Annotated in this window: 14 protein-coding genes; 8 read left to right on the top strand and 6 right to left on the bottom strand. The window is 68.9% G+C overall.

The window, feature by feature from the left end; translation table 11 throughout:
• Positions 1–515: 515 nt before the first annotated feature.
• The 5 genes from NNJEOMEG_RS08370 to NNJEOMEG_RS08350 all read right to left on the bottom strand — a co-directional run bounded on the left by NNJEOMEG_RS08370 (position 516) and on the right by NNJEOMEG_RS08350 (position 5,609).
• Positions 516–1,262, bottom strand: a complete 747-nt coding sequence (locus NNJEOMEG_RS08370) for a helix-turn-helix domain-containing protein (RefSeq protein WP_173083282.1) — start codon at positions 1,260–1,262, stop codon at positions 516–518.
• Between the two features lie 138 nt (positions 1,263–1,400).
• Positions 1,401–2,564, bottom strand: a complete 1,164-nt coding sequence (locus NNJEOMEG_RS08365) for an ABC transporter permease (RefSeq protein ID WP_173083280.1) — start codon at positions 2,562–2,564, stop codon at positions 1,401–1,403.
• A gap of 3 nt (positions 2,565–2,567) precedes the next feature.
• Complete coding sequence (locus NNJEOMEG_RS08360) at positions 2,568–3,728, bottom strand: ABC transporter permease (RefSeq protein ID WP_173083278.1); 1,161 nt, start codon at positions 3,726–3,728, stop codon at positions 2,568–2,570.
• A complete protein-coding gene (locus NNJEOMEG_RS08355) occupies positions 3,703–4,404 on the bottom strand; it encodes an ABC transporter ATP-binding protein (RefSeq protein ID WP_173083276.1) in 702 nt (233 codons plus the stop codon). Before NNJEOMEG_RS08355 ends, NNJEOMEG_RS08360 begins: the two co-directional genes overlap by 26 nt.
• The gene (locus tag NNJEOMEG_RS08350) at positions 4,401–5,609 is read right to left on the bottom strand and encodes an efflux RND transporter periplasmic adaptor subunit (protein ID WP_173083274.1); all 1,209 of its coding nucleotides are present in this window, start codon (positions 5,607–5,609) and stop codon (positions 4,401–4,403) included. Before NNJEOMEG_RS08350 ends, NNJEOMEG_RS08355 begins: the two co-directional genes overlap by 4 nt.
• Positions 5,610–5,715: 106 nt before the next feature.
• Here NNJEOMEG_RS08350 and NNJEOMEG_RS08345 point away from each other — a divergent pair, with 106 nt between their 5' ends.
• The 6 genes from NNJEOMEG_RS08345 to NNJEOMEG_RS08320 all read left to right on the top strand — a co-directional run bounded on the left by NNJEOMEG_RS08345 (position 5,716) and on the right by NNJEOMEG_RS08320 (position 10,641).
• Positions 5,716–6,567 (top strand): tetratricopeptide repeat protein, encoded by an 852-nt coding sequence (locus NNJEOMEG_RS08345; RefSeq protein WP_173083272.1) that lies wholly within the window; start codon positions 5,716–5,718, stop codon positions 6,565–6,567.
• Positions 6,564–7,349 (top strand): cyclic di-GMP-binding domain-containing protein, MshE-related, encoded by a 786-nt coding sequence (locus tag NNJEOMEG_RS08340; RefSeq protein WP_173083270.1) that lies wholly within the window; start codon positions 6,564–6,566, stop codon positions 7,347–7,349. Before NNJEOMEG_RS08345 ends, NNJEOMEG_RS08340 begins: the two co-directional genes overlap by 4 nt.
• A 121-nt stretch (positions 7,350–7,470) precedes the next feature.
• The gene (locus NNJEOMEG_RS08335) at positions 7,471–8,199 is read left to right on the top strand and encodes an amino acid ABC transporter ATP-binding protein (protein WP_308464632.1); all 729 of its coding nucleotides are present in this window, start codon (positions 7,471–7,473) and stop codon (positions 8,197–8,199) included.
• A 29-nt stretch (positions 8,200–8,228) separates the two neighbouring features.
• Positions 8,229–9,044: an ABC transporter substrate-binding protein gene (locus tag NNJEOMEG_RS08330; protein ID WP_173083268.1), complete on the top strand. Its 816-nt coding sequence runs from the start codon at positions 8,229–8,231 to the stop codon at positions 9,042–9,044.
• A 194-nt stretch (positions 9,045–9,238) separates the two neighbouring features.
• Positions 9,239–9,940, top strand: a complete 702-nt coding sequence (locus NNJEOMEG_RS08325; RefSeq protein WP_173083266.1) for an amino acid ABC transporter permease — start codon at positions 9,239–9,241, stop codon at positions 9,938–9,940.
• A gap of 5 nt (positions 9,941–9,945) precedes the next feature.
• Positions 9,946–10,641 (top strand): amino acid ABC transporter permease, encoded by a 696-nt coding sequence (locus NNJEOMEG_RS08320; RefSeq protein ID WP_173083263.1) that lies wholly within the window; start codon positions 9,946–9,948, stop codon positions 10,639–10,641.
• 615 nt (positions 10,642–11,256) lie between these two features.
• Here the strand turns inward: NNJEOMEG_RS08320 and NNJEOMEG_RS20955 are convergent.
• A complete protein-coding gene (locus NNJEOMEG_RS20955; protein ID WP_173083261.1) occupies positions 11,257–14,226 on the bottom strand; it encodes a glycosyltransferase family 39 protein in 2,970 nt (989 codons plus the stop codon).
• A gap of 152 nt (positions 14,227–14,378) precedes the next feature.
• Between NNJEOMEG_RS20955 and NNJEOMEG_RS08310 the strand changes: the two genes are divergently transcribed.
• Both NNJEOMEG_RS08310 and NNJEOMEG_RS08305 read left to right on the top strand, forming a co-directional pair.
• The gene (locus tag NNJEOMEG_RS08310; RefSeq protein ID WP_173083259.1) at positions 14,379–15,449 is read left to right on the top strand and encodes a glycosyltransferase; all 1,071 of its coding nucleotides are present in this window, start codon (positions 14,379–14,381) and stop codon (positions 15,447–15,449) included.
• Positions 15,446–16,117 (top strand): class I SAM-dependent methyltransferase, encoded by a 672-nt coding sequence (locus tag NNJEOMEG_RS08305; RefSeq protein ID WP_173083257.1) that lies wholly within the window; start codon positions 15,446–15,448, stop codon positions 16,115–16,117. The genes NNJEOMEG_RS08310 and NNJEOMEG_RS08305 overlap by 4 nt, the downstream gene beginning before the upstream one ends.
• Positions 16,118–16,121 lie beyond the last annotated feature (4 nt).

The following is a 16,121-nucleotide window of genomic DNA, read 5'->3' as shown; positions in this document are numbered from 1 at the left end:
TGACACATGAGAAGCCTGCACGCGCCGCGCCGGGAATAGGCGTGCCCGACGTTCAGGGGATGGCAGGGGATGTGCCGAGGGCTCGGCAGGGGATGAGCGAAGGGGAGCGCTTTGCGCTTGCTGCGGATTGGACGGTATGGGCCGTGGGCCTGGAGTCGGCGCAAGCCATGCCGCGCGGGGCGGGGCTTATGCAGTGCCCGGGCGTCTGCGCGCGGTCCAATGGACCAAGCTCTTTGGGAGGGAATCGGTGTCGTGGCCTGGCGTTCCAGCGCGGCCCCATGGACCCCGGCGGCGCAGTGGCCCTGGACGGGCGCGCGCTCCTGGCGCGTCCCCTTGGGCCACGGCGGCGGTGTCGCGGCTCGCGGCCTCGCGCGTTCCTTCGCGTCGTCGGGTCTCGCGGCCGATGTCTGCGGGGACGCGTTGCTCGCGGACTGGGGGCGGGCGAGCGCCACCCTGGCCGCACGAATGGAGGCCTCGCGCTGCTCGCGGGCGCGCGGGGGGCGCGGGCCAGCGCCCTATTTGCGCGTCATGTCCGACCAGGACCAGACCACCCGGCCCACGATGGCCCGGCGCAGGTCGCCCTGGTAGTCGCCCTCAAGGCTGTGCACCGAGGGGGGGTAGGAGCGCTTGTCCGGGTTGTCGGAGACGAACGTCAGCAGGGTCTGGCCTTCCTTGCGGCTCGTGTAGACGCGCTTCACGGCCACCTCGGCGTCGGGGCCGGGCTCGCGCACCAGGAAGATGGAGCCGTCCGGCTCCGGGCGGAAGTCGTCGCGGTCCACCAGCACGATGTCCAGGGGGTGCAGCGTGGGGGCCATGGACTCCTGCCCGCGCCCCACCTCCATGGCCACCAGGTTGGTGCGGTAGCGGATGGAGGCCTGGTCCTTCATGGCGAGCACCCAGCCGCGCACGGCGTCTTCGGGCACGAGGCCCGGTCCGGCGGCCACCGACCCCTGGGCCAGGGGCACGGCCATGTAGTTCTCGGGCGCGGGCGGAGACGTCTGCTCCGAGGTGCCGCCGGAGCGCCGGGCGGAGACGAACACCACCGGGCGCGTGGTGTCGCGCTCGTCGTCGGGGAAGAGGATGCGCGCCCCCAGCGTCTCCAGGATGCGCGCCACCGTGTCGAAGCGCGGGATGGCCTTGCCCGAGAGAAACTTGGAGACGTTGGGCTGCCCCACGCCGGACTTCTCGGCCAGCGCCGAGGGTCCGCCGTGCTCGCGCGCCAGCCGGACGATGCCCTGCTTCACTTTCTCAACCATGTTCATGGTCAGCCGCCTTCTCGGTGATGCCTAAACGGATGCACCCTGCCACGAAGCCGAACAAAAGGAATATCGAGCCGCGTTGCCCACCACCTGTAAAGCAATCCGCTCCAATTGCAACTGAAAACATGACAGCCCGCCGCCTCATCCCGAGCGCAGGGCCTCCACGATGTTCATGCGCGCGGCGCGAAGCGCCGGAAGCACCCCCCCGGCAAGCCCCATGAACAGCGCGAATCCCATGGACCACGCCGCGATCTCCCCCGTGAGCGTGAACCGGAACGCCAGCTCCGCGAAGGTCTGGAAATTGGTGGTGGAAAATGAAAGGAACGAGAGGAACGCCGCGAAGAAGAGCCCCACCGCGCCGCCAAGCCCGCCCAGAAGCGCCGCCTCGGCCAGGAACGCCAGCAGGATGGCCCGGCGGCCGAACCCCAGCGCCCGCAAGGCCCCGATCTCGCCAACGCGCCCGGCCACGGCCGAGAACATGGTGATCATGGCCCCCAGCATGGCCCCGATGGAGAAGATGGCCGTGAGCGACACACCAAGCACCTTGAGGAACTTGGAGAGCGCCTTGGACTGGTCCTCGTAGTACTTGCGCTCCGGGCGCACCTCGGCCTGGAGACGGGGGTCGCCCTCCACGGCGGCCCGGTAGGACTCGAAGAGCCCGGGCTCGCGCAGCCGGGCCACCACCACCGAGTAGGCGTTGCGCCGGAAGGCCTGCATCAGCTGCTCGGCGTCGCCCCAGATCTCCGATGCGAAGCCCGTGCTGCCCGCGTCGAACACGCCCACCACCGTCCAGGAGCGCTGGCCGAAGGAGAGGCTCTGGCCCAGGGCCACCCCCGCGAACTTCTCCCGCACGCTTTCGCCCACCATGATCTCCGTAGACCCGGGCCGGGGCAGGCGCCCTTGCGCGAGGCGCACCTGGGGCCGAAGCCCCAGCGAGGCGCGCTCCGTGCCCCGGATCACCACGTTGGAGGAGCTGCCCGTGCGTTTGGGCATCACGAAGAGCACCACCACCTCGCGCGCGGCATCCAGCGCCCCGGAGGCGTCCTGGGCGATCTCCGGGCGCGTGGCCGCCACGCTGGCGGCGGAGCGCTCCAGGGAGGACTGCACCTCCGTCTCGGAGCTTTTGCGCAGCACCACCACGTTGTCCGGGCTGCCCGTGGCCACCAGCGTGCGGCGCAGGCCCTCGGCCAGCATGAGCGTGGCCGCGAACACGAACACCACCAGGGCCATGCCCCCTGCCGTGAGGGCCGTGGTGGCCCGGCGCGTGAGCAGGTTGCGCCACGAATAGCTGAGGGGAACCGCCACGGCCTATCCCACCCGGCGCAGGGCCTGGGCGATGCGAACCCTGGAGGCGTAGAACGCCGGATAGATGCCCGAGAGCACGCCCACCGCCAGCCCCGCCAGGCCTCCCTGGACCAGCGTGAGCCGCGACACCTCGAACACGGGCATGAAGTCCTCCATGAAGCGCCCGAACACCCGCGCCGAGGGCAGGATGAGCGCCAGCCCCAGCCCCGCCCCCGTGAGCGAGAGCACCAGGGACTCCCCGAAGATGAGCAGGGCCACCGTGCGCGCCGGGAAGCCCAGGGTCTTGAGCACGGCGTACTCGCCCGTGCGCTCGCGGGCGCTCATGGCCATGGTGTTGGCGGCCACGGCCAGGATGATGGCCACCACCACGTAGCTCACCAGCCGGATGGCCAGGATGATGGCCTCGCTCATGGCCACGAAGCCCATCTGGAAGGCCTTTTCCGTCTCGGTGAGGGTCTCGGCCGGGGAGTTGGCGAACTGGGCGTCGATGGCCCGGGCGGTCTCGGCGGCGCGGGAGGCCTCCTGCACGCCCACCAGGTAGAACCCCGCCTGCCCGGCCCGAGAGGGCGCGCTCTGACGCAACGACTCCTCAACGTAGGCGAAGTGCATGAACAGCTGGGACTCGTCGGTGTTGGCCCGGCCGCCCCGGTAGACGGCGCGCACGGTCATGGGCCAGTCGCCCGGGTAAATGGTGCCGCGCAGGGTGATCTCGTCGCCCACCTTCCAGCCGAAACGTTTGGCCAGCTTCGCGCCCACCAGGCAGCCCTTGCGGTCCTTGAGGAAGTCGTCGCGCCGGGCCGGGTCGTCGATGACCAGCTCCGGGTAGAGCGCCAGCAGCGAGACGGGCTCGTAGGCGAAGTTGGCGAAGAAGTTCTTCTCGTCCACGTAGATGCCGCCGAACCACGTGCCCGGGCAGACCTGGGTGACGCCGGGGATGGCCCGGATCTTCTCGCGGTAGGCCAGGGGCAGCGTGAACACCAGGGACACGGCGTTGCGCGTGACGAGCCGGTTGGCCGAGCTGGCCTCCACGCCCGCGTGCCAGGCGTCGATGACCGTGCGCAGAAGCCCGAAGGCCAGGATGGCCACCATCACGCCCAGGATGGTCAGGGCGGAGCGCAGCCGGTGGCGGAAGGCGTTCCTAAAGGCCAGCCGGATCAGCAACACGGGAGAGCTCCCCCTTGTCCAGGTGCAGGAGCACATGGGCCTGACGGGCGGCGCGCGGGTCGTGGGTGACCATGATGATGGTCTTGCCCAGGTCGGTGCACAGCCGCTCCATGAGGGCCAGGATGTCTTCGGCGCTGGCGCGGTCCAGGTCGCCGGTGGGCTCGTCGGCAACGATCACGGCCGGGTCGGTGACGATGGCCCGGGCGATGGCCACGCGCTGCTGCTGGCCGCCCGAGAGGTGGGCCGGGTGGTGGCTGGCGCGATCGGGCAGGCCCACGGCGTCCAGGGCGGCCAGGGCGTGTTCGCGGCGCTCGCGCCTGGAGAGCCCGGTGAGCAGAAGCGGCAGCTCCACGTTCTCCAGGGCCGTGAGCACGGGGATGAGGTTGTAGAACTGGAAGATGAAGCCCACCGTGGCCGCGCGCCAGCGCGCCAGGTCCGATTCGCCCAGCTGGGCGATGTCCACGCCGTCCACGGTGACGCTGCCCGCGTCGATGCGGTCGATGCCCGCCAGGCAGTTGAGCAGCGTGGACTTGCCCGAGCCCGAAGGCCCCATGAGCGCCAGAAACTCCCCCCGGGCGATGTCGAAGGAGATGTCCGCGAGCACGGGGATCACCTGTCCGCCGCGCCGGTAGGCCTTGCACAGCCCCCGGATCTCGATGAGCGGGGCGTGGCTCATTGCCCGGCCGTCTTGAGGGCGTCGCCGTCGCGCAGGGAGTCCGGCGGGGAGAGCACCACCTTGTCCCCGGCGGCCAGGCCGGAAAGGATCTCGGCCATGTCGCCCAGGCCCGCTCCCACGGTGACGGGGGTGAGGCGCGCGCGGCCCTCGCGCAGGACGAACACCGCCCGCGCGCCGCCGCGTTCCGTCAGGGCCTTGGCGGGCACGGCCAGGCGGGGCGCGGTCTCGCCGGGCTCGGGCCTGCGCTCCAGGAAGGCCACCTTGGCGCTCATCTGGGGCAGGATGCGCTCGTCCAGGGCGTCGAAGCGCACCTTCACGAGCACGGTGGCCTTGGTCTTGTCGGCCGTGGGCACGATCATGTGCACGCGCCCCGGGAAGCGTTCCTCGCCGTAGGCGTCCAGCATGATCTCCACGGGCTGCCCCGCGCGCACCTTGGAGAGGTTGGATTCCGACACGTCGGCCTCCACCTGGAGCGAGCCCAGGTCCGCGATGGTCACCACCGAGGCCTTGGAGGTGGAGGAGGCCCCGATGGGCGTGACGATGTCGCCCACGTCGGCGCTCTTGGTGAGCACCACGGCGTCGAAGGGGGCGCGGATCACGGTGTATTCCACGTTGGCGCGGGCCAGTTCCAGGGCGGCGCGGCGCGCCTCCAGCACGCGCCGTGAGTTCTCGTGGGCGGCCTGGGCCTTGCGCAGGCGGGCCTGGGCCTGGTCGTACTCGGAGCGGGCCACCACGCGGCCCTTCTCCAGACGGGCGAAGCGGCCGTGGTTCAGGGTGGCGTCGGCAAGCTCGGCCTGGTCCTGCTCCACGCGGAAGCGGGCGGCCTCCACGTCGGCCTGGGCCTGGCGCAGGGCGGCCTCCACGTCGTCGGACTCCAGGCGCGCCAGCACCTGCCCCTTCGTGACGCGGCTGCCCTCCTCCACGCCCAGCCAGACCAGGCGGCTGGTCACCTTGGAGGCCACGGAGGCCTTGCGGTCCGCCACCACGTAGCCCGTGGCGTTCACCAGGGTGAGGGCGCGCGTGGGGTAGTAGAGCCCCGCCTGGACGAGATCCGCCTCGTGGGTGGAGGGCCAGAAGAACCATGCGGCGGCCGCCAGGGCCAGTCCAAGGAGCGTCCACGCGGCGCGGCCGAAACGCCTGCGTCCGGCGGGGGCGCTCCCGGAGGGGCCCCGCGCGATGCGCAGTTTGTCGAGGTCCATGTTCATGGAGCCGTTCCATAGCCCAGGCTCGGCGAGGGGTCATCAGCAAATTCCGTCATGTCGCGCGGCGGCGTGGACAGTGCGGCGCGGTTTGGATAACAAGTAGGTACGAATGACCGAAAAGCCGGACAGAGCCTCCGCCCAGGCCGTACAGGGGGTCTTCGCCGCCGAGACGACGACCACCGTGGGCTTCGGGGCCACGAAACGCCGCGTGCAGCAGGTGGTCTATCTATACGCCGAGGAGAAAGAGCCTGGCGTGGTGACCTGCACGCCGCTCTCGCAGAACTACACCCCGGCCGGAGCGCCCCGGAACGTCACCCGCGAGGAACTGCTGGCCAAGTTCAAGCCCGAGCCCCACATCTATCTGCAGAAATACCTGCCCGCCATGGCCCGCGTGGAGCGGATGGTGGACGACGCCGACCGCTGCCGCGAGCAGGGCCAGCTCTTCACCTCGGAATTCGAGTACAAGAACGCCCTGCGCCTGGACGAGAACCACATCCGCGCCTCCTTCGGCCTGGGGCTCACCTACCTGGAACGCGGCGACACCCAGAACGCCCACGTCGTCTTCCGCAAGCTTTCCCGTCTGGAAGGGGCCTTCGATCCCGAATACAAACACCTGTTCAACGAGTTCGGCATCCAGCTGCGCAAGAACAGCATGCACGCCCAGGCCCTGGGCCACTACGCCAAGGCCCTGCGCCTGAGCCCGCGCGACGAGCACCTGCTTCTCAACATGGCCCGGGCGCTCCTGGAAAAGGGCCGACCGCGCCCCGCCCTGCGCCTCGTGGAGAGGGCGCTCGCGCTACGGGCCGACCACGCCGCGGCCCTGCGCTTCAAGGAATACCTCGACCGCAAACTCGGCGCTTCCCCCGCGCCCCCGGTGGAGATGGGCATGGAGCTGATCGCCGATTCGTCGCTGGAGGCCCAGGGCCCCGGCCCGTCCGGCAGCAAGGGAGGCGCGCCGTGAGCTTCCAGTTCCTGGGGCATTACCTTGTGGAGCAGGGCCACGCCACCCGCCGACAGGTGGAGGAGGCTTGCGCCCATCAGAGCGAGGCCAACCGCCGCCTGGGCGATTTCGCCGTGGAGGCGGGCATGCTCACCCACGCCCAGGTGGAGGACATCCTCGCGCGCCAGCGCGGCACGGGGCGCAGTTTCGGCAGCCTGGCCGTGTCGCTGGGCTACGTGGCCAGGTGCCACATGGACGAACTGCTCTTCCGCCAGAGCGTCAACCAGGTGCACCTGGGCGAGGCCCTGCTCGCCCTGGGGCACCTGGACCCCGCGCGCTTCTCGGAAATCCTGGAGGGCTACATGACCCGCGAGCGCCAGCGGGCGCAACGCCTGGAGGCCTTCTACGGCGCGACCTCCCGGGGCAGGGCGCTCCAGGCCCTGGCCCGCGCCCTGGAGCTGGCCTTCCTTCGCTTCGCGCGCTGCCCGCTGAAGGCCCATGGCGAAGCCGGACCGCGGGAGCTTGAAGACCTGCCCCACCGCCTGCCCTGCTCGGTGACCCTGCCTGGCGGCGCGGAGCTTCGCTTCACCCTGCACCTGGACGAACGCATGCGCGCAATGCTTGAGCAGGCCAGGCCGGACCACGAGGACGGGGCCGACCTGCTGGAAGCCGTGGCCAGCTACCTGCGGGAGAACTGGCGCGATGACCCCGCGGCCTCCCCGGCCGCCCCCCCGGCGCGCGGCGTGCTCCTGGCCTCGCCCGAGGCCCGCGTCGCCGCGACCCTGGACGCCCCGGCCGCGTAGCCCCCGCGCCCCGGCCAGCGGGCATTCCCGACCATTTCGAGGGGTTCCTTGACCGAAAGCCCCTATCCGGTTACCTTGGGCTCTTGCGAGAATTGTGATTTATCAGGGAGGAACGCGCCTCATGCCCATGATCGAGTTCAAGGATGTCCACAAATGGTACGGGGATTTCCACGTGCTCAAGGGTATCGAGGAGTCCGTCGAGCAGGGTGAGGTGCTGGTCATCTGCGGCCCGTCCGGGTCGGGAAAATCCACGCTGATCCGCTGCGTGAACCGCCTGGAGGAATACCAGCGCGGCACCATCCTTTTCGACGGCCAGGACATTCACGACAAATCCGTGGACGTGAACCTCCTGCGCGCCGAGATCGGCATCGTCTTCCAGCAGTTCAACCTCTACCCGCACCTCTCGGTGCTCAAGAACATCACGCTCGCCCCCCTGAAGGTCCGCAAGGCCGACAAGGCCGAGGCCGAGGCCATGGCCATGAGCCTCCTGGAGCGCGTGGGCATCCACGACCAGGCCCACAAATTCCCCGCCGAACTCTCCGGCGGCCAGCAGCAGCGCGTGGCCATCGCCCGCGCCCTGGCCATGAAGCCCAAGGTGATGCTCTTCGACGAGCCCACCTCCGCCCTCGACCCCGAGATGATCAACGAAGTGCTCAACGTCATGAAGGACCTGGCCCGCGAAGGCATGACCATGCTCTGCGTCACCCACGAGATGGGCTTCGCCCGCGAAGTGGCCGACCGTGTCATCTTCATGGACGGCGGCGAAATCATCGAGGCGGGCCCGCCCCAGGAGTTCTTCAAGAACCCCAGACACGAGCGCACTCGCGCCTTTTTGAAGGAAATCCTCTAGCCGCAACCCAAAACCGAGAGGAGGCATCGATGAAGCGTTTGGCAAAGGCCCTCGTGGCCCTCATGATCCTGACCCTGGCGGCGGCCCCGGCGTTCGCCGGCAAGCTCGAAGACATCAAGGCCAAGGGCGTGTTCACCGCCGGCGTCAAAGACTCCCAGCAGCCTTTCGGCTTCGTCGATGAAAAAACCAAGCAGATCGTCGGCTTCGAAATCGACATCATGCAGTACATCGCCGACAAGCTGGGCGTGAAGCTGGCCCTCAAGCCCGTCACCTCCTCCACCCGCATCGGCATGCTCACCCAGGGCGACGTGGACATCGTGGCCGCCACCATGACCCACAAGAAAGACCGCGAGGGCCAGGTCGACTTCTCCATCACCTACTTCATGACCGGCCAGCGCCTGCTCGTGAAGAAAGACGGACCCATCAAGAGCGTCAAGGACCTGGCCGGCAAGAAGGTCGGCTCCGTGAAGGGCTCCACCTCCGAACAGAACGTCAAGAAGGCCGAACCCACCACCACCGTCGTCTCCTTCGAAACCTACCCCGAAGCCTTCCTGGCCCTCAAGCAGGGCAAGGTCGAAGCCGTCACCACCGACGAAGCCATCCTCGTGGGCATCAAGTACGCCGACGACAAGCCCGAAGCCTGGGACATCGTGGGCGACTACATCTCCCCCGAACCCTACGGCCTGGGCGTGGTCGAGAACGACTCCAAGTACCGCGACTTCATCAACCTGACCCTCATGGAAATGTGGGAGTCCGGCGCCTACAAGAAGATCTACGACAAGTGGTTCGGCAAGGACACCAAGAACTACATCCCCCTCACCTGGACCATGGAACTCTGGCCCTAGTGTCGAGCTTTTGAAAAACATGAACATGTTTTTCAAAAGGATAATCAATGGTTTTGGCTGCTTGTCTTGACAATCCGCACGGACGGACCTTGAGGACCAAACACTAGCAGCCCCGACCGACCGGCAATCTCCGACGGGCGCCCCGCGCGCCCGTCGGCCCCCCGGGCCCCGCCCGGCGCACCTGGAGCAGCACGTTGGCATATCAATTCGACTTCGGCCTGGTGGTCTCCGGCGAATACGGAGACTGGATCCTCCAGGGCTTGGCCATCACCCTCAAGATCTCCGCGATCTCCATCGTCCTGGCCCTGGTCATGGGCACGCTCCTGTGCATCCTCCGGATCACCAAGGTCAAACCCCTCGTCTGGATCGCCTGGACCTACACGGAATTCTTCCGCAACACGCCGCTCCTGGTTCAGATATTCTTCTGGTATTTCGGCTCCTACTCCGTGCTGCCCGACGGCGTGAACCGCTGGCTCAACGCACAGGACTTCGAATTCAGCTGCGGCGTCATCGCCCTGAGCTTCTACACAGCCGCCTTCATCGCCGAAGACCTGCGCTCCGGCATCTTCGCCATCCCCAAAACGCAGCTTGAAGCCTCCCGCGCCTGCGGACTCTCCTTCATGCAGGCCATGGGCTACGTCATCCTGCCCCAGGCCTTCCGCATCATCGTGCCGCCCCTCGTCTCGCAGTTCCTGAACCTCATCAAGAACTCCTCACTGGTGATGACCATCGGCGTCATGGACCTCACCTACATGGCCCGGCAGATCGAATCGCACACCTTCCACGGCTTCGAAGCCTTCACGGTGTCCACACTCATCTACCTGTCCATCTCGCTCATCGTCTCCTTCTCCATCCAGCAGTACAACCTGCGCGTGCTGCGCACGGCCACGAGGTAGCACGCATGCACTGGGACATCGTCTGGAACAACCTGGACTACTTCCTCTGGGGCGCCTACCCCAACGGACCCCTCGGCGGCCTGGCCATGTCCATCCTCATGGCCCTGGCAGGCATCTTCGGCGCCTTCTGGCTGGGCCTCGTGGTGGGCGTCTGCCGCCTCTCCTCGCGTAAATGGCTCAACATGCCGTCGCTGGTCTACATCGAAGTGATCCGCGGCACGCCGCTGCTCATGGTCATCTTCTGGTTCTTCTTCCTGGCCCCCGCCGTGTTCGGCTTCAACCTGCCCGACTGGCAGTCCGCCATCATCGCACTCATCGTGTTCACCAGCGCCTACATCGCCGAAATCGTGCGCGCGGGCGTGCTCTCCCTGCCCAAAGGACAAATGGAAGCGGCACGCGGCACCGGCCTCTCGCACACCCAGGCCATGATCCACGTCATACTGCCCCAGGCGCTGCAAAACATGATCCCCTCCTTCGTGAACCAGTTCGTCTCGCTCACCAAGGACACCTCCCTGGCCTACATCATCGGCGTCAACGAACTCACCAAGACCGCCACTCAGGTGAACAACCGCACCATGAAGGCCCCCTTCGAAATCTTCATCACCATCGCCGTCCTTTACTTCGTGGTCTGCTTCGTGCTCACCGAATTCTCCCGCAGGCTGGAAGCACGCACCAACCGCTACCAGGCCCGCAACCGCTAAGCCGCGACAGGATACGGCGACCGTCAGTACGGCAGACTGACGGAGAAGCGGCCTCCGGCGGGCAGATGGCTGCACCCTTTGGAATCCCTCTCCGCTTCGCGACGGCGTGCGACCTGGCAGTGATGAGCGGCCGGGCAGGCGGAGAAATAGCCTCCGGCGGCCAAAGGGCTGCGCCCTTTGGAATCCCTCTCCGCTTCGCGGGCTTCACCGGTAAGGATCGTGTTGCCTTTGCCTGGCCTCTGCGCAGGGAGAGGCTGGCAAGACCCTTGCGGCTGCGCCGCCTGTCGCGCGGGAATTCGCGCAAAGCCGCGAATCCCCGCGCGGGGAGCCGTGGCGCTGCGCGCCAGATTTTCGAGCAAGATTCAATTCTCGGATTTTATGAAACAATTCCTCGTTCATCGTCGCTTGCGACGATGGCGGTCCGCCGGGATAAGCGCTGCTTTGAGCGCGTTCCCGGCGGGTGTCCGCTGCTGTCCGGGCATCTGGGGAGTGGCCGCCCCCATAAACAACGGCTTACCCGGTGAAGCCCGCGAAGCCATTGCGGGGTCTGGGGGGATCATCCCCCCAGCGGGTCCAGGGCGGAGCCCTGGCCGCCGGAGGCGTCTCCCGTCGTCGCTAGCGCGAACGCATCAGCCAATCGGGAAAAACGATGGGGCGCTCCAACAGGAGCAGTTCGAGGCTTTTGGGATTGGAAGTCCAGGCGGCCAGGGGCCACGCTGGGAGTTGGAGGGGTGCGGCGGCTCTGGCGTCCAGGTCCAGGTCGATGCGCATGCGGGCGTCGGGCGCGCTCCAGAGTTGCGCGCCGGAGCCTGCCAGTTCGAAGCGCACGAAGATTTCGCCGGTTGCTCCGTTCAGGTCGGTTTCCCAGTAGCGCGGGGCTTTGAGGCCTTCCCAGCGGCCGGAGCCCGAGCCCTGGAAGCGTCCCATTTCCCGCCAGGAGAGGCCGTCCAATGAAACGAGGGCACGGACCATGTTGGTCCCGTCGGGCCGCGCTTCCACGCGCGGATAGGCCCGCACGCGCAGGCGACCGGCGGGCATCCCCGTAACGATGCCCAGGGTGGCCGAACAGGGGCGCGGTCCGTCGCAGACCAGACATTCTTCGCGGGCAGCCGGGCGCGCGTCGTAGAGGGCCATGCCGCGAGGCAGGTTTCCGGGAGTGAAGAGGGGCTCCAGGGTCAGGCGCGCTCGTCCGCCCAGGTTCAGGCTCAGGGTCCCGGTCTGCGGGCTGACCACATCCACGGAGAGGCGCGCGTTTCCGGCCTGGAGCACGGGGCGGTCCAGGAGTCCGCGCAGACGCAGGGCCGGAACGGCGCGTGGGCTGCGCGGCCAGGCGTCCAGCGGGGTCTCGCCGCCTGCGGGCAGGGGCGCGAAGGGGTCGGCCAGGGAGGCGTCGTAGAGGGCCGCGGCGGGTCTTCCGTCGGGGTACGCCAGCAGGCGCACGGGGTCGATGCCCGGGTGTTCGGCCAGGAAGCGCTGGTGCAGGGAGGCGGGTGACGTCCCTGCCAAGGGGGCCGCATCGTCCAGGGCGAAGGCGTGCAGGGCGCGGGAGAGGGCCAGCCGTTCGCCGGGTGTCCAGGGCGCGAGGGGCAGCTGGTCCAGGAGCGCCTGGGGCAGGGCCTGGGGCGGCGGGGGCAGGCCGTCCAGGGCGGCTTCCAGGCGCAGGGCGGAGATTTCGAGCGGCATCTCGCGCGTGGAAGGATCGATCTCCAGGATCAGGTCGAAGGCGGACGCGCCGCGCACTGCGTCGTCCAGGGGCCAGGAGATGGTCTTGCGCAGCTTCCTGTCCGGGCCGGGCGTTTGGCCGCGCAGTTCGCGGGCCTCCACGCGGGCCACGGGTCGCGGCTCCCCGTCGCCGGGGCGGACCCACACGGAGACGGCCCCGTCGGAATCCGCGAGGTTGGTGGCGTAGAGGACCAGCTCCAGGGTGAGGGACGCGCGGGCGGGTCGCGACTCCGGGGGGGCCTGGAACCGGTAGACGGCCCGGGCAGGCAGGGCCGGTTCGTAGGACGTGAGCACCCTTTGCTCCAAGGACGGGGCGGCGTTGCGGGCCTCGAAGGCGTCCTCGTAGAAGCGCTGTGTGGAGAAGTCGTCCTCATAGCGGCAGAGGCCCGTGGCGTCTGGGATCAGGGGGCGCACCGGGGTGCGGGCGATGCCCAGGCGCAGTACGTCGGTCCAGGCGATGCGCGCGCGGTGCACGGCCCCGGGCAGCGCGGCCGCGCCGAGGGAGTCCGGCGCAAGGAGCAGGGCGCGCAGGTAGCCCTTGCCCGCGAGGGCTCGGGCCTCGTCCAGGAGCCCGGGCACGTACCAGTTCGAGACCAGCTTGAGCTGACGCGGGTGGGCGAAGAGCAGGAGGTCGGCGTCGTCGCGGTTCTCGGCGCACCAGGCGGCCAGGTCCTTGTAGTGGGAGCTTTCGCGGCCGTAGTAGGCGTCCAGGCTCTGGAGGTTGGGGATGGAGACCAGCGCGCAGGCCAGGGCGGCCAGGGAGATTTCCGCCAGGGGGAAGCGGGCGCCGCGCAACAGGCGGTCCATGAGCGTGCGGGCGGTCCAGCCCAGGGCGTGCCCGGCCAGGAGCACGCAGGCCAGCATGGTGGGGAACACGTAGCGCGAGGAGAGCTCCATGCGCACTCCGACAAGCACGATGGAAAGCCACGGCAACCCGGCCCAGAGCAGGAGCAGGCAGGCCAGGGGGCGCGAGCGCCTTTCGCGAAGGGCCAGAACCGCTCCGGCAAGGCCCAGGGCGGCCAGGAGGGCCCAGGCGGGGAAATCGCCGACGTAGGCGAAGGCGGCGAACTCCCGGAGGGTGCGCAGCACGAAGCCCCAGTCCAGGGGCGGCACGAAGCCCGGGTCTCGCAGGAGGGTGAGCACGCGCGCCTGGGCGTGCAGCCAGGGCAGGTAGGCCAGTGCGGCCGGGACCAGGGCCAGGGCCAGGAGGAGGCCTGCCCGGAAGGCCTCCCGCCGGGCGTCGCGGCCCCGTGCGGCGCGCAGGGCCAGCACGCCCCCCGCGAAGAGGAACTGCGCCGCCAGAAGCGTGGAGGCCATGTAGGAGGTGTAGAGCATGGCCAGGGCCAGGGCCGCGAAGCCGAGCGCGGTCCCCAGGCGGGGGCGCTCCAGGTGGCGGAGCAGACAGGCCATGGAGAGCGCGTTCTCCAGCATGAAGAGGGCGTAGGGCCGAAGCTCCCGGCTGAAGTGCACGTGGTACACCGACAGGGCCAGGAGCAGCGCGGCGGCGAAGGCGCTGGTCCTGCCCAGGGGGCGGCGCAGGAGCGCGAAGCAGGCCGGGACGGTGGCGATGCCCGCCAGGGACACGGGCAGCCGGACGAGCCAGTCGGCGTGCCCGGCCAGGAGGGTCGCGCGGGTGATCAGGTGGGCCAGGGGCGGGAAGAGTTCGACGCCGTAGTCCGAGGCGGACTGGAAGGCGAGGGTGCGCAGGCTCCGGGCCAGGGGTTCCAGGGCCACGCCCAGGGTGATGAACTCGTCCCACCAGAGGGAAGGCTGTCCCAGGTGGCTCAGGCGCAGGCAGGCGGCCAGCAGGGTGAGGAGGGCGATGAGGATCCGGTCGCCGGAATGTTGCTGAGGATGTGTCACGGGGGCAGGCCGCCTGGAATTCGCGGGCGCGCGGGGCGTCCGGGTTGGCCCTGACTAGCGCCGGGCATGAAAAAAGGCAACATGGCGAGGGATGGCGCGTCGGCGCGCCTCGTTGCGCTTCCGGGGGGATCGTGGTAGATGGCCGGATCGGAATGGCGAGCGCCATACGCGGCGCGCAGCCCTGCAACCCGGCAGCCGCACCCTCCACGCCCATGCCCATGACGCCCAGCAGCAACCGCAGCCCCTCCGCCGACGACCGCTCCCTGGTGGTGGTTGTGCCCCTCTACAACGAGGAATCCAATGTGGAGGCCTTCTTCGACCGCCTTGCCCGGGGCGTGGGGCCGGACGTCAAGGGCGTGGTGGTGGTGGACGACGGCTCCACCGACCAGACCGTGACCCTCGTGGAGCGCTATCTGCACGATTATCCCGCGCCGGTGAAGCTCGTGCGCCTTTCGCGCAATTTCGGCCATCAGCCAGCCGTGGTGGCGGGATGCCACTGCGCGGCGGCCTGGGCGCGCGAGCTGGGGGCAGCGTGGGTGGGCGTCATCGACGGCGATCTGCAGGACCGTCCAGAGGACTTCTCCCTGCTCCTGGACCACGGCGCAGGGCAGGACGTGGTCTACGCCGTGCGCGCCGAGCGCTACGACGGGCTGGTGATGCGCTGGTGCGCCCCGGTGTTCTACCGGCTGCTCTCCATGTCCGCGAGCTTCCACATTCCACGCAACGCCGGCACCTTTTCCATCATCCGCACGGAGGTGGCGGGCCTTCTCGTCGAGAGCGCCGACGCCAACCCCTACTTCCCGGGCCTGAGGGCTGCGGTGGGCTTCCGGCAGAAGTCCATCGAACTGGACCGCCAGGCCCGCGCCAGCGGCTCGTCCAAGGTGGCGCTCAAGGGGCTGGTGGCCCTTTCGTTCCGGGCCTTCATCCTGCATTCGGACCTGCCCATGCGACTGATCCTGGCGGCCATGGGCGTGCTCTTCGTGGTGCTGGTGTTCCTGGGGGCTGGCATGCTGGTGCTGCGCTTCTCGGGCACCCCGGTGCCTATGGGCATCACCACGGTGGTCATGCTCAACATCTTCTCCATGGGGCTTTCGGCCGCGTTCTTTTTCATCCTGGCGGCCATGGTCAGCCGCGTGAAGACCAACACCTCACGCCAGCAGCCCTGGGTGATCATGGAAACCCGGGAATCCCTGGGCCGCACCCCGCGGGACCCCGCCGCATGAGCGCCCCGTCCATCCCCGCCGGGGGGGGCTCCCTCCAGACCCGGCTGCCCAGGCTCTGGCTGGCCGCCCAGCATCTTTTCGCGGGATTCTTCGACAGGGGACGCCACATCCTCAAGCATTATGCCGGCCAGCGGCGCGTGCTGGAGATCGGCTGCTCGGTGGGCATCGACAGTGTTCACTTCGCACGCAGGCCATGCCTGTATCTGGGCGTGGACGTGGACCTGCCCGCCGTGGAGAGCGCCCGCAAACGCTACGCGAATCGGCCCCACATGCGCTTCGAGGCGGCCGACCCCCGCTCTCTGGACCCCTCCGCGCACCGCTTCGATTTCATCCTGCTGTGCGGCACGCTCCACCACATCCCCGACGACGCGGCCCGCCAGGTGCTGGCCCACGCGGCCCGGCTCCTGGACCGCGACGGACGCCTGGTAGTCGTCGACTACGACAACAGGCCCCATCCCGGCTGGCTGGAACGCCTGATCCTGCGCATGGAGGAGGGCGAACACGTGCGGCCGGGGACCGAACTCCTGGCGATGCTCCGGTCCACCCCGGGCCTGCGGGTGTTGTCCGAGGAATCCTTCGACAACGCGGCCTTCCTGACCCCCTGGCCGGTGATGGCGCGCAAGAAACTCGTGCTGCTCGGGCGCGACGACGACGGGGCCGCCAGCTAGGCGG

The organism is Fundidesulfovibrio magnetotacticus, assembly GCF_013019105.1.
In the GTDB taxonomy this organism is placed as follows: Bacteria; Desulfobacterota; Desulfovibrionia; order Desulfovibrionales; family Desulfovibrionaceae; genus Fundidesulfovibrio; species Fundidesulfovibrio magnetotacticus.
The sequence above is the reverse complement of the archived record's forward strand: the minus strand, read 5'-3'. Positions and strand labels throughout refer to the sequence as shown.

Coding starts and splice junctions, on each gene's coding strand:
- NNJEOMEG_RS08335 (WP_308464632.1), top strand. CDS start 7,471: ATGCCCATGATCGAGTTCAAGGATGTCCACAAATGGTACGGGGATTTC.
- NNJEOMEG_RS08370 (WP_173083282.1), bottom strand. CDS start 1,262: ATGAACATGGTTGAGAAAGTGAAGCAGGGCATCGTCCGGCTGGCGCGC.
- NNJEOMEG_RS08350 (WP_173083274.1), bottom strand. CDS start 5,609: ATGAACATGGACCTCGACAAACTGCGCATCGCGCGGGGCCCCTCCGGG.
- NNJEOMEG_RS08330 (WP_173083268.1), top strand. CDS start 8,229: ATGAAGCGTTTGGCAAAGGCCCTCGTGGCCCTCATGATCCTGACCCTG.
- NNJEOMEG_RS08345 (WP_173083272.1), top strand. CDS start 5,716: ATGACCGAAAAGCCGGACAGAGCCTCCGCCCAGGCCGTACAGGGGGTC.
- NNJEOMEG_RS08305 (WP_173083257.1), top strand. CDS start 15,446: ATGAGCGCCCCGTCCATCCCCGCCGGGGGGGGCTCCCTCCAGACCCGG.
- NNJEOMEG_RS08355 (WP_173083276.1), bottom strand. CDS start 4,404: ATGAGCCACGCCCCGCTCATCGAGATCCGGGGGCTGTGCAAGGCCTAC.
- NNJEOMEG_RS08320 (WP_173083263.1), top strand. CDS start 9,946: ATGCACTGGGACATCGTCTGGAACAACCTGGACTACTTCCTCTGGGGC.
- NNJEOMEG_RS08310 (WP_173083259.1), top strand. CDS start 14,379: ATGGCGAGCGCCATACGCGGCGCGCAGCCCTGCAACCCGGCAGCCGCA.